Here is a 20,830-nt window from a genome sequence, read left to right as displayed (position 1 = left end):
GGCGGAACGGGGACTTCGTTATGACCACAAGACCACCCCAGATTCGCAGAGGCGCCATCGGCTTCGGTGGCGCGCTCGTCGGCATCGGGCTTGCGCTCGGCGGCTGCCAGCACGACGAAGCGGTCACCGCCTCCATTCCCGACAGCTACAAGCAGCGTCATCCGATCGCGATCGAGGAGCAGAACCGCTCGATCGTCGTCTTCGTCGGCCACGCCCGCGGCGGGTTGACCGCGGCCCAGCGCGCCGACGTGATGGGCCTGGCATCGGCCTGGCTGCATGAGGGCACCGGCGCCATCCACATCGACGCGCCGTCCGGCACGCCCAACGCGCGTCCGGTCGCGGAGTCGATGCGTGAGATCCAGGCGATGCTGGCGGCGGCGGGCGTTCCGCCGCGCGGCATCATCGCCCGCCCCTACCAGCCGGAAGACAAGCGCTTCCTGCCGCCGATCCGGCTGACCTATTCCAAGATCGCCGCAGTCGCGGGCCCCTGCGGCCTGTGGCCGGAGGACATCGGCCCCTCGATGAAGAACAAGGGCTGGTTCGAGAACAAGGAATACTACAATTACGGCTGCGCCTATCAGCGCAACCTCGCAGCCATGGTCGACAATCCCTCGGACCTCGAGCAGCCGCGGCCGGAGACACCTTCCTATACGACACGGCGCACCGCCGCGTTCGAGAAGTATCGCAAGGGAGTACCGACGGCGGTCTCCTATCCTGAGGCCGACAGGGCCAAACTCAGCGACACCGGCAAATGATCAGCTACGCCAGGCAAACACACGAAGAGCAGCCCGAAGCAGCTCCGCCGCCGGCCGAGGAGCATATCGCGCCTGCGCCGCGCGTCTCGGTCCAGGCCTTCTGCGAGACCGTGGAAACTGCTGCCGCGGTACAGTCGGCCGGCGAGGATCGCCGTCTCGGCAAGGCCCACCTGAAGATCCAGATGGGCGGCATGGCGGCTGCGGTCGAAGCGTACCGCTCGGCGCCCACGCCGAACGTGATCGTGCTCGAGAGCGACGGCCGCAACGACCTCCTGGGCGGGCTCGACCAGCTCGCCACCGTCTGCGACGCCGGCACCCGCGTGGTCGTGATCGGCCGCATCAACGACGTCATGCTCTATCGCGAGCTGGTGCGCCGCGGCGTCAGCGACTACGTGCTCGCGCCGGTTGGCGCGATCGACGTCGTGCGCTCGATCTGCAACCTGTTCTCCGCGCCGGAAGCCAAGGCGGTCGGCCGCATCATCGCCGTGGTCGGCGCCAAGGGCGGCGTCGGCGCGTCCACCATCTCCCATAACGTCGCCTGGGCGATCGCGCGCGACCTCGCGATGGACGCGGTCGTCGCCGATCTCGACCTCGCCTTCGGCACCGCCGGGCTCGACTACAACCAGGACCCTCCGCAGGGCATTGCGGACGCCGTGTTCTCGCCCGATCGCGTCGATACCGCCTTCATCGACCGCCTGCTGTCGAAATGCACCGACCACCTCAGCCTGCTGGCGGCGCCGGCGACGCTGGACCGGGTCTATGATTTCGGCACCGACGCCTTCGATTCCGTGTTCGACACGCTGCGCTCCACCATGCCCTGCATCGTGCTCGACATCCCGCACCAATGGTCGGGCTGGACCAAGCGCGCTCTGATCGGTGCGGACGACATCCTGATCGTGGCGGCACCCGACCTCGCCAATTTGCGCAATACCAAGAACCTGTTCGACCTGCTGAAGGCCTCGCGCCCCAACGACCGGCCGCCGCTCTACTGCCTGAACCAGGTCGGAGTGCCGAAACGTCCCGAAATCGCCGCTACGGAGTTCGCCAAGGCGATCGAGAGCCAGCCGGTCGTCTCGATCCCGTTCGAGCCGCAGATCTTCGGCTCGGCGGCCAACAACGGCCAGATGATCGCGGAGATCTCCGCCAACCACAAATCGATCGAGATGTTCCTCCAGATCGCCCAGCGCCTGACCGGCCGCAGCGAAACGAAGAAACAAAAGTCGTCCCTGCTTTCACCCCTGATTGATAAGTTGCGGGGAAAATAAGCCGCCGCATGGAGTCGTTAAGTGTTTGGTAAGCGTAGCGGAACAGACACCGACCTTCGGGCCCCGAAGCCCGGCGCCGTGTCGCCAGAGCCTGCCCCGGCTCTGGCGCCGACGGTGTCGCGCGCGCCGCCCCCGCCGGCCGTCGCCTCGCCGCCGCTTGCCCCGGCGAGGCCTGCGCCGGCGATGGAAACCCGCCGCTCGGACAATTACTACGAGGTCAAGGCGACCATCTTCGGCGCGCTGATCGAGGCCATCGACCTCGCCCAGCTCGCCAAGCTCGATTCGGAATCGGCCCGCGAGGAAATCCGCGACATCGTCAACGAGATCATCGCGATCAAGAACATCGTGATGTCGATCGCCGAGCAGGAAGAGCTGCTCGACGACATCTGCAACGACGTGCTCGGCTACGGCCCGCTGGAGCCGCTGTTGTCGCGCGACGACATCGCCGACATCATGGTCAACGGCGCCAACACCGTCTACATCGAAGTCGGCGGCAAGATCCAGCGCACCGGTATCCGCTTCCGCGACAACCAGCAGCTCCTCAACATCTGCCAGCGCATCGTCAGCCAGGTCGGCCGGCGCGTCGACGAATCCTCGCCGATCTGCGACGCGCGCCTTGCCGATGGCTCCCGTGTCAACGCGATCGTGCCGCCGCTGTCGATCGACGGGCCCGCACTCACCATCCGCAAGTTCAAGAAGGACAAGCTGACCCTGGATCAGCTCGTCAAGTTCGGCGCAATCTCGCCGGAGGGCGCCGAGATTCTCCAGATCATCGGCCGCGTCCGCTGCAACGTGCTGATCTCCGGCGGTACCGGCTCGGGCAAGACCACGCTGCTCAACTGCCTCACCAACTACATCGAGCACGACGAGCGCATCATCACCTGCGAGGACGCGGCCGAGCTTCAGCTCCAGCAGCCCCACGTGGTGCGGCTCGAAACCCGCCCGCCCAACATCGAGGGCGAGGGCCAGATCACCATGCGCGAGCTGGTGCGCAACTGCCTGCGTATGCGCCCCGAACGCATCATCGTCGGCGAGGTCCGCGGACCCGAGGCGTTCGACCTGCTTCAGGCCATGAACACCGGCCATGACGGCTCGATGGGCACGCTGCACGCCAACAACCCGCGCGAGGCGCTGTCGCGCTGCGAATCCATGATCACGATGGGCGGCTTCTCGCTGCCGTCGCGGACCATCCGCGAGATGATCTGCGCCTCGATCGACGTCATCGTCCAGGCCGCGCGCCTGCGCGACGGCTCGCGCCGCATCACGCACATCACCGAGGTGATGGGCATGGAAGGCGACACCATCATCACCCAGGACATCTTCCTCTACGACATGATCGGCGAGGACGCCAACGGCAAGATCATCGGGCGGCACCGCTCGACCGGCATCGGCCGTCCGAAGTTCTGGGAACGCGCTCGCTATTACGGCGACGAGAAGCGCCTTGCCGCCGCACTCGATGCGGCGGAAGTGGCGCCAACGACGTGAGCAGGTCAGCGCCGCCATGAACATGCAGGTCCTCGCCCTCGCCTTCCTCGCCACCGCCGCTGTCGGCGGCATCGCCTGGGTCTTCCTCTATCCGTTGCTGTCCGGGGAGCGGAAGGCGGAAAACCGCCGTGCCTCGATCGCGCGCGCCGACGCGCCCGCGGCCAAGCAGACCGAAAAGAGCCAGCGCTCACGCCGTGAGCAGGTCGAGACTTCGCTGAAGGATCTCGAGGCACGACGTCAGCAGGAGAAGAGCGTTCCGCTCAACATCCGCCTGTCGCAGGCGGGGCTGGACTGGACGCCGCAGAAATTCTGGATCGTGTCCGCCGTCGTGGCGGGCGTGCTGTTCGTAGCCGCCATGTTCGTCGGTGGCGGCCTGCTCGGCGGCGCCGGCCTAGCCTTCGCCGGCGGCTTCGGCTTGCCGCGCTGGGCACTCAGCTTCCTGAAGAAGCGCCGCGAAAGCAAATTCCTGGCCGCGCTGCCCGACGCCGTCGACGTGATCGTCCGCGGCATCAAGGCGGGCCTGCCGCTGTTCGAATCGATCAAGGTGGTCGCTGCCGATTCGCCCGAGCCGCTGCGCAGCGAGTTCCTGGCCATCATCGAGACCCAGGCGATCGGCATGCCGCTCGGCGAAGCCTGCTCGCGCCTCTACGATCGCATGCCGCTGCCGGAAGCCAACTTCTTCGGCATCGTCATCTCGATCCAGCAGAAGTCGGGCGGCAACCTCTCCGAAGCGCTGGGCAACCTCTCCAAGGTGCTGCGCGACCGCAAGAAGATGAGGGAAAAGATCCAGGCGATGTCGATGGAGGCCAAGGCTTCGGCCGCCATCATCGGCTCGCTGCCGCCGATCGTGATGTTTCTCGTCTATCTCACGACGCCGCACTACATCTCCCTGCTGTGGACCCATCCTACCGGGCAGCTCATGCTGGTCGGCTGCGTCGTCTGGATGTCGGTCGGCATCATGGTGATGAAGAAGATGATCAACTTCGATTTCTGACGGTGGCGTATGGTCGAATTTCTGGTTTCGAAACTGCATGACGTCCGTTTCATGACCATGCTGCTGGCGGCCATCGCCGCCAGCGCTACCGTCTATACGCTGGTGATGCCGCTGTTCGCCGGCGAAGGCCTCTCCAAGCGCATGAAGGCGGTGGCGAGCGAGCGCGAGCGGATCCGGCAGCGCGAGCGCGAGCGCCTCAACAAGAGCGAGAAGGTCTCGCTGCGCCAGACCCCGAAGCAGCTCGTCTCCAAGGTCGTCGAGGATTTCAACCTCACCAAATGGCTCGCGCAGGAAGCTGCCCGCGACAAGCTCATCATGGCCGGCTACCGCGGTCAGGCGCCCTACATCACCTTCCTGTTTGCGCGCATGGTCGCTCCGATCACCCTGTTCGTGGGCTCGGTCCTGTACGTGTTCCTGATCGCGCATATGGAGAAACCGGTGCCGGTCAAGATCGGCATCTGCATCGGCGCCGCCTATCTCGGGCTTCAGGCTCCGATGCTGTTCCTCAAGAACGCGATCTCCAAGCGCCAGCTTTCGATCAAGCGCGCCTTTCCCGACGCGCTCGACCTGCTGCTGATCTGCATCGAATCCGGCATGTCGGTCGAAATGGCATTCCGGAAAGTCGCCACCGAAATCGTCGGCCAGTCGATCGCGTTGTCGGAAGAGTTCACGCTGACCACCGCCGAGCTGTCCTATTTGCAGGACCGCAAGGTCGCCTATGAGAACCTGGCGCGGCGCACCGGGCTCGAGGGCGTCAAGTCGGTGTGTCTGGCGCTCCAGCAGGCGGAACGTTACGGCACTCCGCTCGGACATTCCCTGCGCGTCATGGCGCAGGAAAACCGCGACATGCGCATGACCGAGGCCGAGAAGAAGGCCGCTGCGCTGCCGCCAAAGCTGACGGTGCCGATGATCCTGTTCTTCCTGCCGGTGCTGTTCGTCGTCATTCTCGGGCCGACCGGCATCAAGATCTCCGAGATGCAGTGACGCAAGACTTGAGCCGCGTGCGGTTCGCGCGAGCGGCTTCAGGATGAGACGATCAGGTCGGATCAGTCGGGTCGGCTGAGCGCGGCGACGGGCGTCCGCTTCGGTGCGCCGCGTGGGACGTCGCTGCGGCTCAGCATTTCCTTGAGATAGGCGACGTTGGCTGCGGCCTGTTCCGGCGGCAGGTCCGCCTTCACGATAGTCTCGGCTTCGGCAAAGCGGCCCTGGAGACCGACGACCAGGCCGAGATTCTGCCGCACCCGCGCGCTCGCGCGCGGCGAGGCGTAGGCCTGCCGTAACGCCTCTTCGGCCTTGGGAAGGTCTCTCGACAGCATGTAGGACAGGCCGAGATTGGACAGCACGCCGGGATCGCCCGGCGCGATCTTCAGCGCGCTCGCATAATAGGAACGCGCCTCATCGTGACGGCCCATCTGATCGAGCGCCGTGCCCTGCACCGAGAGCAGACGCCAGTCCGGATTGTCGGGTGAATGCGCTTTCGACAGCACGTCGAAGGCCTGCTGGAAATTGCCGTTGTCGGCGAGTGCACGGCCGTACTGGGCGAGCAGCGCCTTGTTGCCGGGATTGGCGATGGTCGCCTGCTCGAGAACGGCGGCGGCCTGGGCGCGCTGGCCGTTGGCGCGCAAGGCCTGACCATAGCCGAGCGCGGCCTCGGCGTCCTTGGGATTGGCACGGTAACGCTCGCCATAGACTTCGACGGCGCCTGCGGGATCGCTTGGAGGGGGGGCCTCCGCGCGCGACCCGATCGATCCGGTGACGTCGGAGAGCTTTGACATTGCCGTGCAGCCGCCGAGGCTCATGGCCACCACCGCAACGAGCGAGGCAGATGCGAGAAGCCGGGCAGGACTGAACCGTTGACGCATGACGCTTTGACTCTCGAGCGGATGGATCGAGCCGAACGCGCCAGCAATAGACTGTTAACCCTAATGGCCGGTTAACGCCGGGATGCCCCTCACGACGGCGTCTGCGGCGGCACCTCTCCGCCGAGACCGAGGTCGAGGCCGAACGCCTTCACCTGCTCGTTCAGGTCTGGAGATCTGCCCGTCGCCGGTTTCGTTTCACCCGATCAATATTCGATGGCAAGCCGCTTGCGGATTTCGTCGACGCGCTTGTCGAGCGCGTCGAAGCGCGCATGGACGGAGCGGTCGTGGAGATAGAAGACGTAGCCGCCGGCAAGGAACGCGAAGATCCAATGATGATGCTCGACATAGCTGAAAATCGCCTCGACGACCTGGCCGATGAAAGTGACCATACTCCACACGACGTCCATTGCATTTCCTCCCGGCAGGCTTCGCTTTCGGCCACCGGCGATCTCCTTGCACCTGGCGGCCGTTGCCGGAACCTAGCATGGCCCCCTTGCTGCGAGTAGCCGCTCGCTCAACGGTGACGGCAAAGCCGATTGCGGCCACCGCAAAACTCTGCGAAGTCTCCCTCATCCGCATAACCAGCTTGATCTGACGACCTGGACCCGCCAATGCCTTCTGTCTTCGAGACGTCGCCGACCGCCATCCCGATCACCTTCGTCACCAAGTCGAGCTGGGATCAGGTCGCCGAGACGCTGCCGCCGGCGCAACGCCAGTTCGCCACGGCGAACGCCTTCGCCGCCAAGCCGGGCGGCTATCTCGCCCTGCCCGCCCCCGACGGTACGATCGCGCAAGTGCTGTTCGGCATCGAGGACGAGGGCGCAAGATCCCGCGACCTGTTCCGGCCGGGCGCCCTGCCCGGCCTGTTGCCGCCGGGCACCTATCGCTTTGCCAATGCACCGCACGATGCACGGCTCGCCGCACTCGCCTTCGCGCTCGGCTGCTACCGCTTCGCCCGCTACCGCAAGGCAGATAGCCCCGATGTCCGCCTGGTGCCGCCTGACGGCGTCGACGCCGTCGAGATCAGCCGCATGGCCGATGCCGCGATGCTGGCGCGCGACCTCATCAACACGCCGTCCAACGACATGGGGCCGGAGGAGCTCGCCGCAGCCGCCCAAGAGCTCGCCAGCGAATTCGGCGCGAGCTTTGCCTGCACCATCGGCGAGGATCTGAGGACGGATTTTCCACTGATCCACGCCGTCGGTATGGCCTCGGACCGCGCGCCGCGACTGATCGACATCGGCTGGGGCGATCCCGCCCATCCCAAGGTGACGCTGGTCGGCAAGGGCGTGTGCTTCGACACCGGCGGGCTCGACCTGAAGCCGTCGAGCGGCATGCTGATCATGAAGAAGGACATGGGCGGCGCCGCCAACGTTCTGGCGCTCGCGCGCATGGTGATGGACGCGAAGCTGAAGGTCCGGCTGCGCGTGCTGATTCCGGCGGTCGAGAATGCGGTCGCCGGCAATGCCTTCCGCCCGCTCGACATTTTTACATCGCGCAAGGGGATCACGGTCGAGATCGGCAACACGGATGCTGAAGGGCGGCTGGTGCTCGCCGATGCCCTGGCGCTCGCCGACGAGGAGAAGCCCGACCTGCTGATCGATCTCGGCACGCTGACGGGAGCTGCACGCGTCGCGCTGGGGCCGGATTTACCGCCCTTTTACACCAATGATGAGACGCTTGCCGCCGACGTCGCGCGCTGCGCCGTCAAGGAGAACGATCCGTTGTGGCGCATGCCGCTGTGGCCGGCCTATGATGCGTGGCTGGACTCCAAGACCGCCACCATCACCAACGCACCGTCCGGCGGCTTTGCCGGGTCGATCACCTGCGCGCTGTTCCTGCAACGCTTCGTCGAGCAGGCCAAGAGCTGGCTGCATGTCGACATCTATGGCTGGACGCCGTCGGCGAAGCCGGCGCGCCCCGAAGGCGGCGAGTGCCAGGCCGCGCGCGCCATCTACACATTGCTGAGCGAGCGCTATGCATGATCCAGGACACGATCCAAGGCTGACACCGGCGCGGGCCGACCTCGCCGCCAAATATCTCGAAGGCAAGGTGCAGGCGGAGCGTTTCGTCACCGGCGAGGAATTCGAGGTGACGGACGCGATTGCAGCGGTGCGCGAACAGCCGTCCTCGGACGCGATGCTGATGACGGAGGCGCTGCGCGGCGAGCGCGTCACGGTCTACGATCGCAATGGCGAGGGCTGGGCCTGGGGCCAGCTGGGAAGTGACGGCTATGTCGGCTGGCTTCCCGATGCGGCGCTCACGAAGCCGACGGCCGCCCCGACGCACAAGGTCAGCGCGCTGCGGACGTTTGCGTTCCCGGGCCCCTCGATCAAGCTGCCGCCAGCCGGCACGCTCGTGATGGGATCGAAGATTGCGGTGGCGCGCGAGGACGGCAGCTTCGCGGTGACGCGCGACGGAGCTTATCTGCCGAAGGCGCATCTCGGCCCGCTCGATCATCGCGAGCCGGACTTCGTTGCGGTGGCCGAACGCTTCGTCGGCACGCCCTACCTCTGGGGCGGCAAGAGCAGCCTCGGCATCGATTGCTCGGGTCTCGTGCAGGTCTCGCTGACGGCGGCCGGCACCGGCTGCCCGCGCGACAGCGACATGCAGCAGGCCGGCCTTGGACGAGCCCTGGAGCCTCACGGGCAGAGCAAGCTGCAACGCGGCGACCTAATCTTCTGGAAGGGCCACGTCGCCATCGTCCGCGACGCCGGCACCATGGTTCACGCCAACGCGCATCATATGGCGACGGTGATCGAGCCGATCGAGCCGGCCATTGCACGGATCAAGCAGGCCGGCAGCGAGGTCGTGGCGATCAAGCGGCTCTAGGGCGTGTGCTCATAATTCACCGCTAATTTGCCGCGTCCGCTTTACTCTCCGAAGGCGACGTTGAAACCGGTATGGCCGAATGTCGGTCTTGGAGGCGGATCCGCATCTGATGGATGCCAGACGTCGCTATGTTGCTTGGGCACATTACCGGCGCTGGCCTTCGGCTTGGAAATCGGAGGGATGCAGCTGCCGAAGCGTGGATCGAGCGGATCGTAACGCGACTTTGTTCGCACGACGATATACGGCGCCGCCAGCGCGAAGGAACCGAGCAGCAGCAGCATCCACACAGGTGGCCGACTTGCGATCAAAAGCACCGTTGCTCCAACCAGTAGCAAGACAACAGTGCCCGAAGACAGCTTTGAAGCCATCACCGCCTCCGCGGTAAGCTCGACGGCCAGATATTACCGTGGATATCGACACTGCGACACTCCAGCGCAGAGAGAACCGGAAGTCTCGTACGTTCCCCGGGCTCATTTTCCAGGGAATACACGCACGATCATTCGGGCAACCGTCACTCGAAAGGCAACCCGCCCCGGCTGATAGGCATCTCGCGGCGCAACTACGGAACAACGTTACAATTGGGAGAATTGCGGAACGAAACATGTCGTCAGTCTTTCTGCCTTTGGGAGGTGCCCCATGAGTTCTCAGGCCAGAGAAGGCGCGTGTGCGTTCGCTTGGCGGAACTACCTGCTGCTCCACAGCGGCATCAGCGAGAATGATAACAGGCGTTCCGCCCTCTATCGCTACATCGCCAGTCTTCGCGATACCGGCGAAGATGATTTCGATCTCCTGCAAGTCGCCGCAGTCGCCTACTTGAAAAAATTGGATGAATTGCATGACGACCAATGTGCGCGACTCGCGGCAGATCACGTTTTGGCCGAGTGTTTGGAAGCACGCAATTCACAACCCGAGAGGTGACTTTAGGCCATAACACCAGCGCGAAGGAGCGAACAGCATGGCAGACAAGACCGTTACTGCAAACCATCTCGCGGGCGACCCACAACGGCGCATCGCCGCAGCGACAGCAATCGGCATGAATGCCTTGATGCCGATGATCCACTTTCAGGTCTCAATGCTGAGGATGTGGGCCGATAGTATTGAGAAGCTCGCGGGCAATTACGAAAAGAAGTTGGAAGAAACAGCGACCACGGTCGAGGAACAATTAGACAAGGAACGCGCCGCGTAGATCAACGCGACAGGTAGGTGCGGTCCGCTTCGGCCACCAGCAGAAGCGTCCCTGGGGCTCGCGCTGTCGCGCGACCGGAATGCCGGGCTACGTCGCCACCGATCCATTCCCGGCCGTCTCCAGCCGGAAGGCTGCCGCGAACAGCGCGCGCGTGTAATCGCTCTTCGGGTTCTTGAACAGCTCGGCCGCCTGCCCCTCCTCGACCACCTTGCCGCCGCGCATCACGATCAGATGGCTGGCGAGCGAGGCGACGACGCGCAAATCGTGCGAGATGAACATGTAGGTGAGATCGCGCTTGCGCTGCAGCTCGCGCAACAGATCGACCATCTGCGCCTGGAACAGCATGTCGAGCGCGCTGGTCGGCTCGTCCAGCACGACGAAATCCGGCTCCAGCACCACCGCGCGCGCGATCGAGATGCGCTGGCGCTGGCCACCGGAAAACTCATGCGGATAGCGGTAGCGGGTGTCTGGTTTCAGTCCGACATCCTCGAGCGCCTTGACGACGCGCACCTCACGCTCCTCGCCCGACAGTTTCGGCTGATGCACGGTGAGGCCTTCGGCGATGATGTCGGCGACCGACATGCGCGGGCTGAGCGAGCCGAACGGATCCTGGAACACGATCTGCATGTCGCGCCGGAAGGGCCGCATCTCCTTGAAGCGCAGGCCCTGGATGTCTCTCCCCAGGAACACGATGCGCCCGTTCGAGGAAATCAGCCGCAGCAGCGCCAGCCCCAGCGTGGTCTTGCCCGAGCCGGATTCGCCGACGACGCCGAGCGTCTCGCCCTTGCGCACGGCGAGGCTGACGCCGTCGACCGCCTTGATGTGGCCGACCGTCTTGCGCATCAAGCCGCGCTTGATCGGAAACCACACTTTCAGATCGTCGGCCGACATCACCACCGGCGCATTCGGCTGCGGCGGCGCGGGATCCGGCTTCGGCTCGGCCGCGAGCAGGTCGCGCGTATAGGGATGCTTCGGCGTCTTGAACACCTGCTCGACCGGCCCCTGCTCGACGATCTCGCCGCTCTTCATGACGCAAACGTGGTCGGCGATGCGGCGCACGATGCCGAGATCATGGGTGATGAAGAGCAGGCTCATGCCGAGCCGCGCGCGGATCTCGGCGAGCAGCGCCAGGATCTGCGCCTGCACGGTGACGTCGAGCGCCGTGGTCGGCTCGTCGGCGATCAGCAGATCGGGCTCGTTGGCGAGCGCCATCGCGATCATCACGCGCTGGCGCTGGCCTCCTGAGAGCTGGTGCGGATAGCTGTTGAGCCGCGTCTCCGGATCGGGGATGCCGACCTGGGTCAGCAGCTCCAGCGTCCGCTTGCGCGCCAGCGCGTTGCTGGTGGGATTGTGCAGCTGGATGATCTCGCCGATCTGCGCCTCGATCGTGTGCAGCGGATTGAGCGAGGTCATCGGCTCCTGGAAGATGATGGAGATGTCGCTGCCGCGGACCTCCCGCATCTGCTGCTCGGACTGGTCGATCAGCTCCTGTCCCTTGAAGCGGATGCTTCCCGAGGGATGCGAGGCGTTCGGATAGGGCAGCAGCTTCAGGATCGAGAGCGCGCTCACGGACTTGCCGGAGCCGGATTCGCCGACCAGCGCCAGGCATTCGCCGCGCTTGATCTGGAACGAGACCTTGTCGACCGCGAGTGTCGTGGCACCCCCCTGGTGGAAGGCCACCGAAAGGTCGCGCACGGCAAGCAGGGGCTGGTTGATCGCGTCCATTGGCTTACCTGAACGTCTTGCGCGGATCGAAGGCGTCGCGCACGGCTTCGCCGATGAAGATCAGGAGCGACAGCATGATCGCGACCGAGAAGAAGCCGGAGAAACCGAGCCACGGCGCCTGCACGTTGGACTTGGCCTGTGACAGCAGCTCGCCGAGCGAGGGTGAGCCCGGCGGCAGGCCGAAGCCAAGGAAGTCGAGTGCCGTCAGCGTCATCACTGACGAGGAGACGATGAACGGCAGGAACGTCATGGTCGCGACCATCGCGTTCGGCAGCAGGTGACGGAACATGATGACCGGGTTGGAGACGCCGAGCGCGCGGGCGGCCTGGATGTATTCGAAGTTGCGCCCGCGCAGGAACTCGGCCCGCACGAGACCGACCAGCGAGACCCAGGAGAACAGCAGGAGAATGCCGAGCAGCACGAAGAAGCCGGGCACGAGGACCGAGGACAGGATCAAGAGAAGATAGAGCGACGGAATTGCCGTCCATATCTCGATGAAGCGCTGGAAGATGAGATCGACCCGGCCGCCGAAATAGCCCTGCACCGCTCCCGCCGCGATGCCGATGACAGATGAGATGATCGTGAGGCAAAGGCCGAACAGCACCGAGATGCGGAAGCCATAGATCAGCCGCGCCACCACGTCGCGCCCCTGGTCGTCCGTACCTAACCAGTTGTATTCGAGGTCGCGGCAGCTCTTCAGCCCCTTCTTCTCGACCACCGGCTTGCATTGCGCTTCGGTGAGCATCCAGGTCGGCGGCGACGGCGCCGGCGTCGGCAAGTCGAGATTGTGAGTGTCGTAGGAATAGCGGATCAGGGGCCAGACGATGGCGCCGCCCTTGTCCTTGATGAGCTTCTGCAAGTAGGGGTCGCGGTAGTCGGCCGCCGTCTCGAAATCGCCGCCGAAGGTGGTTTCCGAATAGGTCACGAAGGCGGGCCAATAGAGACGGCCGTCGAATTTGACCAGGAAAGGCCGATCGTTGGCGATCAGCTCGGCGAACAGCGAGATCACGAAGAGGGCGATGAATATCCAGAACGACCAATAGCCGCGGCGGTTGGCCTTGAAATTCTGCCATCGCCGCCTGTTCAGCGGCGAAGGGGCGAACGGCTTGCGCGTGATCGGAACGATCTCACCCAGCGGAGACTGGGTCGTGGTCTCGATCGGCGTCGGCGCGATAACCGTCATCAGACCTCCCGCGCCTCGAAATCGATCCGGGGGTCGATCCACATATAGGTCAGGTCGGAGATCAGGTTGATCACGAGGCCGACCAACGAAAAGATATAGAGCGTGCCGAACACCACGGGATAGTCGCGGTTGAGCACGCTCTCGAAGCTCAGCAGCCCGAGCCCGTCCAGCGAGAAGATGGTCTCGATCAGAAGCGAGCCTGAGAAGAAGGCGTGGATGAAGGTCCCGGGGAATCCGGCGATCACGATCAGCATCGCATTGCGGAAGACGTGGCCGTAAAGCACCCGGCCCTCGCTGCAGCCCTTGGCGCGCGCGGTCATGACGTATTGCTTGCGAATCTCATCCAAAAACGAATTCTTGGTCAGGAACGTCATGGTGGTGAACGCGCCGAGCCCCATGGCGATCAGCGGCAGCGTCAGGTGCCAGAAATAATCGAGGATCTTCCAGTACCAGGGAAACTGCGACCAGCCGTCCGAAGTCAATCCGCGCAGCGGGAACCAGTTAAAGAAGGAGCCGCCGGCAAACAGGATGATGAGGAGGATTGCGAACAGAAAGCCGGGAATGGCATAGCCCAGCACGAGAATGGTCGACGTCCAGGTGTCGAACCGCGTGCCGTCCTTCACCGCCTTGCGGATGCCGAGCGGGATCGAGATCAGATAGGTGATCAGCGTCAACCAGATGCCGAGCGAGATCGAGACCGGCAGCTTCTCCTTGATCAGCTGAATCACGCTGACGTCGCGAAAATAGCTCTTGCCGAAATCGAAGCGGGCGAAATTCCACACCATCAGCGCGAAGCGTTCCGGTGCGGGCTTGTCGAAGCCGAATTGCGCCTCCAGCTTCTTGATGAAATCAGGGTCGAGCCCCTGCGCGCCGCGATATTTCGAGTTGATGGAATCGCCGCCCGCGCCGACTTGCCCCGGCGCACGCTGCGCAAAGTCGCTACCGCCCGAAATGCGCGAGGTGCCGCCGGTATCGGCGCCGGAGAGCTGCGCAATCACGCGCTCGACAGGACCGCCAGGCGCGAACTGCACGACGACGAAGGAGACGAAGAGGATCCCGAGCAATGTCGGGATCATCAGGAGGATGCGGCGGGCGATATACGCGCTCATGACTATTTCGCCTGCTCGAGCTTGGCCGCCTTGGCGCGGTCGGACCACCAGATATCGGGAGCGCCTACGCCGTTTGCGTAACGCGGCAGCTTCTGCGGATGACCGAATAGATCCCAATAAGCGAGCCGGTGCGTCTTGTTATACCACTGCGGCACCCAATAGCGGCCGGCGCGAAACAGCCGATCGAAGGCCCGGCAAGCGATCGTCAAGTCCTCGCGGTTGTCGGCCGCCATGATCTTCTCGATCATGGCGTCGATGGCCGGGCTGGCAACGCCGGCGAGATTGTACGAGCCCCTGGTGTTCGCAACCTGCGATGAGAAGAACGCGCGCATGGCATCGCCCGGCGTCGCCGACATGCTGAAACGCTGGATCGTCATGTCGAAGTCGAAATCTTCCTGGCGCGCCTTGTGTTGCACGGCATCGACGAGGCGCACGCTCGCTTCGATGCCGAGCGTGCCCAGGTTCTTGATGTAGGGCGCATGGTGCGGCTGGAAGGAGGGCTCGTCCAGCAGGAACTCGATCCTGAAGACGTCGCCGTTCGGCAGCACCCGTTTGCCGTCCTTGATCGGCACGCCGGCCTCGCTCAGCAGTTGCTGCGCCTTGCGCAACAGGCTTCGATCCTGCCCGGAGCCGTCCGAGACCGGCGGCGTGAACGGTGCTGCGAACACTTCATCGGGAACCTGACCGCGAAACGGCTCCAGCAGCTTCAGCTCTTCCGGCGAAGGCGCGCTGTCGCCCGCCATGAGATCGGAGTTCTGGAACGGCGATACCGTACGGGCATAGGCGCCGTACATGATGGTCTTGTTGGTCCATTCGAAGTCGAAGGCATTGATCAGGGCCTCGCGCACGCGCGGGTCCTTGAACTTCTCGCGCCGCGTGTTGATGAACCAGCCTTGCGCGCCGGACGGCGTGTCGTCGGGTACGGTTTCGAGCTTGACGCGATTATCCTTCACGGCCGGAAAGTCATAGCGTGTCGCCCAGATGCGGGAGGTGAACTCTTCGCGGTAAAGATAACTCTTGCCGGTAAAGCCCTCGAAGGCGACATCGCGATCGCGATAGAACTCATAGCGCACGACGTCGAAATTGTAGCTGCCGCGGCAAACCGGCAGATCGGCGGCCCACCAGTCGTTCACCCGCTCGTATTCGATGTAACGATTGACCTCGAACCTGCCGACCTTGTACGGACCCGAGCCCAGCGGAATCTCCAGCGACGTTTCGTCGAACGGGCGGGACGCATAGTACGCCTTCGAGAAGATCGGCAGGCTCGCGACATAGAGCGGCACGTCGCGCGCGCGTCCCTTGGCAAAGGTGACGACCAGCGTCGCGTCGTCGATCGCCTCCGCGCTGACCATGTCACGCATCTGCACGATGATCAGCGGATGGCCCCTGGTCTTCAGCGCCGTCAGCGAAAACGCCGCATCATGAGCAGTGAGCTTGGTGCCGTCGTGGAATTTCGCCTCGGGCCGCATCGTGAAGCGATAGACCAGCCTGTCCGGCGATATCCGCACGGATTTGGCGGCAAGGCCGTACATCGCGTCCGGCTCGTCGTTGGCGCGCACCATCAGCGGCACGAACGTCATGTCCATGCCTTGCGCGCCGTCGCCCTTCAGGATGAAGGCGTTGAGCGAGTTGAAGGTCTGGTAGGACTGGTTGTACGCCTTCACCGACGGGATGAGCGAGAACGTGCCGCCCTTCGGCGCGTCCAGATTGACGTAGTCGAAATGACGGAAGCCGACGGGATATTTTAGATCGCCGAATGCCGAAATGCCGTGCGCCTCGGTCCCCGCCTCCGAAGCACGCGCGCCGCGCAGCAGCGGTGCGCCAAGGGATGCACCGAGGGCGCCGCCGGCACCCAAAACAAGCACATGGCGGCGTGACATCTGCGTCATGCGGGAAATGTCCTTCACGACTTCTTTGCGATCCGCGCCGCCTTGTCTGCGTCGTACCACCAGATGAACGGGAAGCCGGACTGACCGTATCTGGGCAATTCCGACGGCCGGCCGAAGCGGTCCCAGCGCGCGGTGCGCACCTTCGTATAGGTCCACTGCGGCACGACATAGTGATTCCACAGCAGCACGCGATCGAGCGCCTTGGTCGCTGCGGCGAGATCGTCGCGATCCCTGGCGTAGATCACCCGCTCGATCAGCTTGTCGATCGCCGGATTCTTGATGCCGGCAATGTTGCGCGAACCGGCGATGTCGGCCGTCTTGGACGACCAGAATTCGCGCTGCTCGTTGCCCGGCGACTGCGACTCGCCCCACGAGTTGGTGACGATGTCGAAATCCCACTCGCGTGTCCTGTTCTCGTACTGGGTGGGATCGACCGTCCGCACGCTGACGGCGATGCCGAGCCGCTCCAGCGACGGCTTGTAGAACAGCGTGATCCGCTCGAAGCTCGGATCGGAATTCAGCAATTCCACGGAGAACTGTGTGCCGGTCTTGACGTCGATCAGCTTGCGGTCGCGCACCTCATAGCCGGCCTCCTTGAACAGGCGCAGCGCCTCGCGCAGATTGTCGCGAACGGCTTCCGGACTACCGCCAACCGGATTGGTGTAGGCCGTCGTGAAGACTTCGGGCGGGACCTCGGAGCGGACGGTTTCGAGGATCTCGAGCTCCTTGCCCTGCGGCAAGCCGGTCGCCATGAGATCTTCGATGCCGTCGAAATAGCTGCTGATGCGCTTGTACTGGCCGTAGAAGATCTGCTTGTTCATCTCCTCGAAATCGAACGCGTAGTTGAGCGCACGGCGCACGCGGGGATCGCTGAACTTGGCGCGGCGCAGGTTCGGCACGAAGGCCTGCATCACGCCCGAGCTGCGATTTGCGAACTCCTCGAGGATCACGCGCTTTTCGGTGACGGCCGGGAAGTCGTAGGCAGTCGCCCAGTTCTTGGCGCTGTTCTCGGTGCGCCAATCCACCTGGTCGGCCTTGAAAGCCTCGATCGCGACGGTGGCGTCGCGGAAATACTCGTAGCGCAGCTCGTCGAAATTGTTGCGGCCGACATTGGCGGGCAGGTCGCGGCCCCAATAGTCCTTGACGCGCTCGAGCGCGATCGATCGTCCGGCAACGAATTCCTTGACCCTGTAGGGGCCGGAGCCAAGCGGCACTTCGAGCGTGGTGGCGGAAACATTGCGCTTGCGGCCCTGCGCGTCCGTTCCCTCCCACCAGTGCTTCGGCAGGACCGTGAGCTGCCCGACAATCTGCGGCAGCTCGCGATTGCCCGGCGCGTCGAACACGAATTTGACCTCGCGCTCGCCGACCTTTTCGGCCTTCACCACATGACTGTAGTACGCCGAGTACATCGGATGGTGCTTCTTGAAGGAATCGAGCGAGAAGATCACGTCATCCGCGGTCACCGGCTTGCCGTCATGCCATTTGGCTTGTGACCGCAACCGATAGGTGACGAAGGAGAAATCGTCCGGGTGGCTGACGGCTTCGGCCAGCGCGCCGTATTCGGTCGAGACTTCGTCGAGCGCGGGCGTCAGCAGGGATTCGTAGATGAATGCGACGGCTCCGGAAACCTGGCCCTTCACACCGGAGACGACGATGTTGAAATTGTCGAACGTGCCGACCGCGATCTGGCGCGCGACCCCGCCCTTGGGCGCTTCCGGATTGACGTAGTCGAAGCGCTTGAAGTCGGCGGGGTACTTGACCTTTCCGAACAGCGACAACGCATGGCGCCAAGGGAACGCGCTTGAAGCCGCTTCTCCGGCAGATTGCGCCGCGGCCGTGCCGATGACGGGAACGCCCGCGACGGAACCGAGGGCGGGGAGCGCTGCAGCCGCAGTGCCGGTGAGCAGGAGATCGCGTCGGGTAATGGCCAAATCAACATTCCTGTCTTGAAGGAGGCTACTCCTTTAAGTTCCCAATATAGGCGAGGTTTCGACGGAATATGTTGCTTTTTCCTCATCTTGGTAGCCCGCCGCGCCATTCGCTGCGGCCAAACGCCCCGATAACGACCTCGCGAGGCCCGCATAAGGAAACGGCCAGGCTTTTCAGCCTGGCCGCATATTCCAAGACGGGTTTTTAAGGCCTTACTTCGACGCCGTCGGCAGCGGCTTGGGATGCTCCGACAGCGAATTCAGATAGGCGATGACATCGGCGCGCTCGGAATCCTTGGGAATGCCGGCGAAGCCCATCGCGGTGCCCGGGATGAAGCCCTTCGGATTGGCGATGAACTTGTTGAGGTCGTCGAACGTCCAGGTGCCGCCCTTGCCCTTCATGGCCGCCGAGAAGTTGAAGCCATTGCGGCCCTCGCCCCGTGCCTCGCCGACGACGCCATAGAGGTTCGGACCGACGCGATTCGGACCGCCCTTCTCGAAGGTGTGGCAGGCGCCGCACTTCTTGGCGGCGGCAGCGCCCTTCTCGACCGAGGCGGTCTGGAGCAACTTCTCAATGGGTTCGGAAGCCGCAGCGGCGGCGCCGCCTTCCTTGCCGTGGCCGGCGTCTTCCTTCACGGCGATCTCGAAGCCCGGCTTTTCCGGCATCTTGGGCGAGAACAGCGCATTCGCGGTGAAGCTCGTGACCAGCAGGATGAGACAGGTGCCGAGCACGGCACCGAGAATCTTATTCAGTTCGAAAGAGTCCATTTCCGGCCAGGCCCCACACCGCTGAGAAGGATTGAGCGGCCGGGCGGCCGCCAGGACGAGCCCCGGGAGAATCACACGTTCCTTGTCTTTCCCCCGAGTTTTGCCATTGAGATATCGGTTTGCCCGGGGTCTGGCAACCCGTATAAGCGACCCGGCTTTGAACCCGTCCCCACCCCATTTCTCGGCGCGGAAAACGCCCCGTTTCCAGGCTCTTGACCCGATGACCGATCCCCGCATCCTGGTGCTGATCCCGGCCCGCATGGCCGCCACCCGCCTGCCCGGCAAGCCGCTCGCCGATATCGCGGGCCTGCCGATGATCGTGCATGTGCTGCGCCGTGCGGAAGCCGCCGGCATCGGCCGGGTCGCTGTGGCTACCGACACACCGGAGATCGCGGCCGTCGTAGCAGCCCATGGCGGCGAGGCCGTGATGACCCGCACCACACACCCCTCCGGCTCGGACCGCATCCACGAGGCCATGCAGAAGCTCGACCCCGAGGGCAAGGCCGAGATCGTGATCAATCTCCAGGGCGATTTCCCGACAATCACGCCGCAGACCATCCGCGAGGTGCTGCCGCCCTTTGCCGACCCCGCGGTCGACATCGTGACCCTGGCCTCGCAGATCCACACCGAGGAGGAGGACCTCGCGCCGAGCGTCGTGAAGGCCGTCGGCTCGCCGATCGGGCCGCGGCGGCTGCGCGCACTATATTTCACCCGCGCGACGGCCCCTTACGGCAACGGACCGCGTTACCACCACATCGGCCTTTACGCCTACCGCCGCGCTGCGCTGGAGCGGTTCGTGTCGCTGCCGCCTTCGCCCTTAGAACTTCAGGAAAGCCTGGAACAACTCCGGGCGGTGGAAGCCGGCATGCGCATCGACATCATGATCGTCGACAGCGTACCCCGCGGCGTCGACACACCGCCCGATCTCGAAACCGCCCGCAGCATCCTTTCCAAATCCTGAGCCGCTGCTACAAGGCCGATCATGAGCAAGCTGAAAATCGCATTCCAGGGCGAACCCGGAGCCAATTCCCACATCGCCATCGTCGAGGCCTATCCCGACGCCGAGCCGATGCCCTGCGCCACCTTTGAGGACGCCCTGTCGGCGATCTCGTCGGGCGAGGCCGATCTCGGCATGATCCCGATCGAGAACTCGGTCGCCGGCCGCGTCGCCGACATCCATCACCTCCTGCCGGCCTCCGGCCTCTTCATCATCGGCGAATGGTTTCTGCCGGTCCGCCATCAGCTGATGGCGGTGAAGGGGACCAAGATCTCCGACATCAAGTCCGTCGAGAGCCATGTCCACGCGCTCGGCCAGTGCCGGCGCATCATCCGCAAGCTCGGCATCAAGCCGATCGTGCACGCCGACACCGCCGGCAGCGCACGCGACATCTCCGAGCGCAAGGACAAGACGGTCGCCGCGATCGCCTCGCGTCTGGCCGCAAAGATCTACGGCCTCGACATCCTCGCCGAGGATATCGAGGACGAGGCCCACAACACCACGCGCTTCGTGGTGCTGGCGCGCGAGCCGAAATGGGCCGCGCAAGGGTCGGGCCCGCTGGTCACCACGTTTGTCTTCCGGGTGCGCAACTTGCCGGCCGCGCTCTACAAGGCGCTCGGCGGCTTTGCCACCAACGGCGTCAACATGACCAAGCTCGAGAGCTACATGGTCGACGGCAATTTCTTCGCCACGCAGTTTTATGCCGACGTCGACGGCCATCCTGAAGACAAGGGCCTCGCCTTCGCGATCGAGGAGCTGAAATTCTTCTCGCGCGAATTCCGCATCGTCGGCGTGTATCCGGGGCACCCGTTCCGCGCGACGTTCAGCGAGACGCAGCAGGATTGATGCCGT

Annotated in this window: 20 protein-coding genes; 11 read left to right on the top strand and 9 right to left on the bottom strand. The window is 64.2% G+C overall.

Annotation, left to right across the window (positions count from 1 at the left end):
* The first annotated feature begins 20 nt into the window (after nt 1-20).
* The 5 genes from ACVWW6_RS14665 to ACVWW6_RS14645 are packed head-to-tail and all read left to right on the top strand — an operon-like array spanning nt 21 to nt 5,483.
* Nucleotides 21-755 carry a CpaD family pilus assembly protein gene (locus ACVWW6_RS14665; protein WP_011084255.1) on the top strand — a complete coding sequence of 245 codons (735 nt, stop codon included), beginning with the start codon at nt 21-23 and terminating at the stop codon, nt 753-755.
* Nucleotides 752-2,020, top strand: a complete 1,269-nt coding sequence (locus ACVWW6_RS14660) for an AAA family ATPase (protein ID WP_011084254.1) — start codon at nt 752-754, stop codon at nt 2,018-2,020. The genes ACVWW6_RS14665 and ACVWW6_RS14660 overlap by 4 nt, the downstream gene beginning before the upstream one ends.
* A gap of 21 nt (nt 2,021-2,041) precedes the next feature.
* Complete coding sequence (locus tag ACVWW6_RS14655; RefSeq protein WP_011084253.1) at nt 2,042-3,505, top strand: CpaF family protein; 1,464 nt, start codon at nt 2,042-2,044, stop codon at nt 3,503-3,505.
* Between the two features lie 16 nt (nt 3,506-3,521).
* On the top strand, nt 3,522-4,499 hold the full coding sequence (locus ACVWW6_RS14650; RefSeq protein WP_028173506.1) for a type II secretion system F family protein: 978 nt from the start codon (nt 3,522-3,524) through the stop codon (nt 4,497-4,499).
* 9 nt (nt 4,500-4,508) lie between these two features.
* Entirely contained in the window at nt 4,509-5,483 is a 975-nt protein-coding gene (locus ACVWW6_RS14645; RefSeq protein WP_011084251.1) for a type II secretion system F family protein, read from the top strand.
* A gap of 62 nt (nt 5,484-5,545) precedes the next feature.
* Here ACVWW6_RS14645 and ACVWW6_RS14640 read toward each other — a convergent pair whose 3' ends face one another.
* Together ACVWW6_RS14640 and ACVWW6_RS14635 are read right to left on the bottom strand one after the other, a co-directional pair.
* Nucleotides 5,546-6,361 (bottom strand): tetratricopeptide repeat protein, encoded by an 816-nt coding sequence (locus tag ACVWW6_RS14640; protein WP_028173507.1) that lies wholly within the window; start codon nt 6,359-6,361, stop codon nt 5,546-5,548.
* Nucleotides 6,362-6,564: 203 nt separating this feature from the next.
* Nucleotides 6,565-6,768, bottom strand: a complete 204-nt coding sequence (locus ACVWW6_RS14635; protein ID WP_011084249.1) for a hypothetical protein — start codon at nt 6,766-6,768, stop codon at nt 6,565-6,567.
* Nucleotides 6,769-6,972: 204 nt separating this feature from the next.
* Here ACVWW6_RS14635 and ACVWW6_RS14630 point away from each other — a divergent pair, with 204 nt between their 5' ends.
* A complete protein-coding gene (locus tag ACVWW6_RS14630; RefSeq protein ID WP_404524343.1) occupies nt 6,973-8,346 on the top strand; it encodes a leucyl aminopeptidase family protein in 1,374 nt (457 codons plus the stop codon).
* Nucleotides 8,339-9,193 (top strand): C40 family peptidase, encoded by an 855-nt coding sequence (locus ACVWW6_RS14625; RefSeq protein ID WP_304550838.1) that lies wholly within the window; start codon nt 8,339-8,341, stop codon nt 9,191-9,193. Before ACVWW6_RS14630 ends, ACVWW6_RS14625 begins: the two co-directional genes overlap by 8 nt.
* Nucleotides 9,194-9,234: 41 nt before the next feature.
* Here the strand turns inward: ACVWW6_RS14625 and ACVWW6_RS14620 are convergent, their stop codons facing one another.
* Entirely contained in the window at nt 9,235-9,561 is a 327-nt protein-coding gene (locus ACVWW6_RS14620) for a hypothetical protein (protein ID WP_456680928.1), read from the bottom strand.
* A 268-nt stretch (nt 9,562-9,829) separates the two neighbouring features.
* Between ACVWW6_RS14620 and ACVWW6_RS14615 the strand changes: the two genes are divergently transcribed.
* Both ACVWW6_RS14615 and ACVWW6_RS14610 read left to right on the top strand, forming a co-directional pair.
* Entirely contained in the window at nt 9,830-10,111 is a 282-nt protein-coding gene (locus tag ACVWW6_RS14615; RefSeq protein ID WP_028173510.1) for a hypothetical protein, read from the top strand.
* 37 nt (nt 10,112-10,148) lie between these two features.
* Complete coding sequence (locus ACVWW6_RS14610) at nt 10,149-10,379, top strand: hypothetical protein (protein WP_028173511.1); 231 nt, start codon at nt 10,149-10,151, stop codon at nt 10,377-10,379.
* Nucleotides 10,380-10,466: 87 nt separating this feature from the next.
* On the opposite strand, the gene ACVWW6_RS14605 is transcribed toward ACVWW6_RS14610, so the two are convergent.
* The 6 genes from ACVWW6_RS14605 to ACVWW6_RS14580 all read right to left on the bottom strand — a co-directional run bounded on the left by ACVWW6_RS14605 (nt 10,467) and on the right by ACVWW6_RS14580 (nt 18,981).
* Complete coding sequence (locus tag ACVWW6_RS14605) at nt 10,467-12,104, bottom strand: ABC transporter ATP-binding protein (RefSeq protein WP_038965361.1); 1,638 nt, start codon at nt 12,102-12,104, stop codon at nt 10,467-10,469.
* A gap of 4 nt (nt 12,105-12,108) precedes the next feature.
* Nucleotides 12,109-13,287 carry an ABC transporter permease gene (locus ACVWW6_RS14600; protein WP_028173513.1) on the bottom strand — a complete coding sequence of 393 codons (1,179 nt, stop codon included), beginning with the start codon at nt 13,285-13,287 and terminating at the stop codon, nt 12,109-12,111.
* On the bottom strand, nt 13,287-14,396 hold the full coding sequence (locus ACVWW6_RS14595; RefSeq protein ID WP_011084243.1) for a microcin C ABC transporter permease YejB: 1,110 nt from the start codon (nt 14,394-14,396) through the stop codon (nt 13,287-13,289). Before ACVWW6_RS14595 ends, ACVWW6_RS14600 begins: the two co-directional genes overlap by 1 nt.
* A 2-nt stretch (nt 14,397-14,398) precedes the next feature.
* Nucleotides 14,399-16,285: an extracellular solute-binding protein gene (locus ACVWW6_RS14590; RefSeq protein WP_456680927.1), complete on the bottom strand. Its 1,887-nt coding sequence runs from the start codon at nt 16,283-16,285 to the stop codon at nt 14,399-14,401.
* A gap of 14 nt (nt 16,286-16,299) precedes the next feature.
* On the bottom strand, nt 16,300-18,216 hold the full coding sequence (locus ACVWW6_RS14585) for an extracellular solute-binding protein (RefSeq protein ID WP_456680926.1): 1,917 nt from the start codon (nt 18,214-18,216) through the stop codon (nt 16,300-16,302).
* A 210-nt stretch (nt 18,217-18,426) separates the two neighbouring features.
* On the bottom strand, nt 18,427-18,981 hold the full coding sequence (locus ACVWW6_RS14580) for a c-type cytochrome (RefSeq protein ID WP_011084240.1): 555 nt from the start codon (nt 18,979-18,981) through the stop codon (nt 18,427-18,429).
* 220 nt (nt 18,982-19,201) lie between these two features.
* Here ACVWW6_RS14580 and ACVWW6_RS14575 point away from each other — a divergent pair, with 220 nt between their 5' ends.
* Together ACVWW6_RS14575 and ACVWW6_RS14570 are read left to right on the top strand one after the other, a co-directional pair.
* A complete protein-coding gene (locus ACVWW6_RS14575) occupies nt 19,202-19,942 on the top strand; it encodes a 3-deoxy-manno-octulosonate cytidylyltransferase (protein ID WP_011084239.1) in 741 nt (246 codons plus the stop codon).
* Between the two features lie 21 nt (nt 19,943-19,963).
* Nucleotides 19,964-20,824 carry a prephenate dehydratase gene (locus tag ACVWW6_RS14570; protein ID WP_028173517.1) on the top strand — a complete coding sequence of 287 codons (861 nt, stop codon included), beginning with the start codon at nt 19,964-19,966 and terminating at the stop codon, nt 20,822-20,824.
* Nucleotides 20,825-20,830 lie beyond the last annotated feature (6 nt).

This window comes from Bradyrhizobium sp. USDA 3311 (assembly GCF_054062495.1).
Note: the sequence above shows the minus strand (reverse complement) of the source record. Positions and strands in the feature narration are given on the sequence as shown.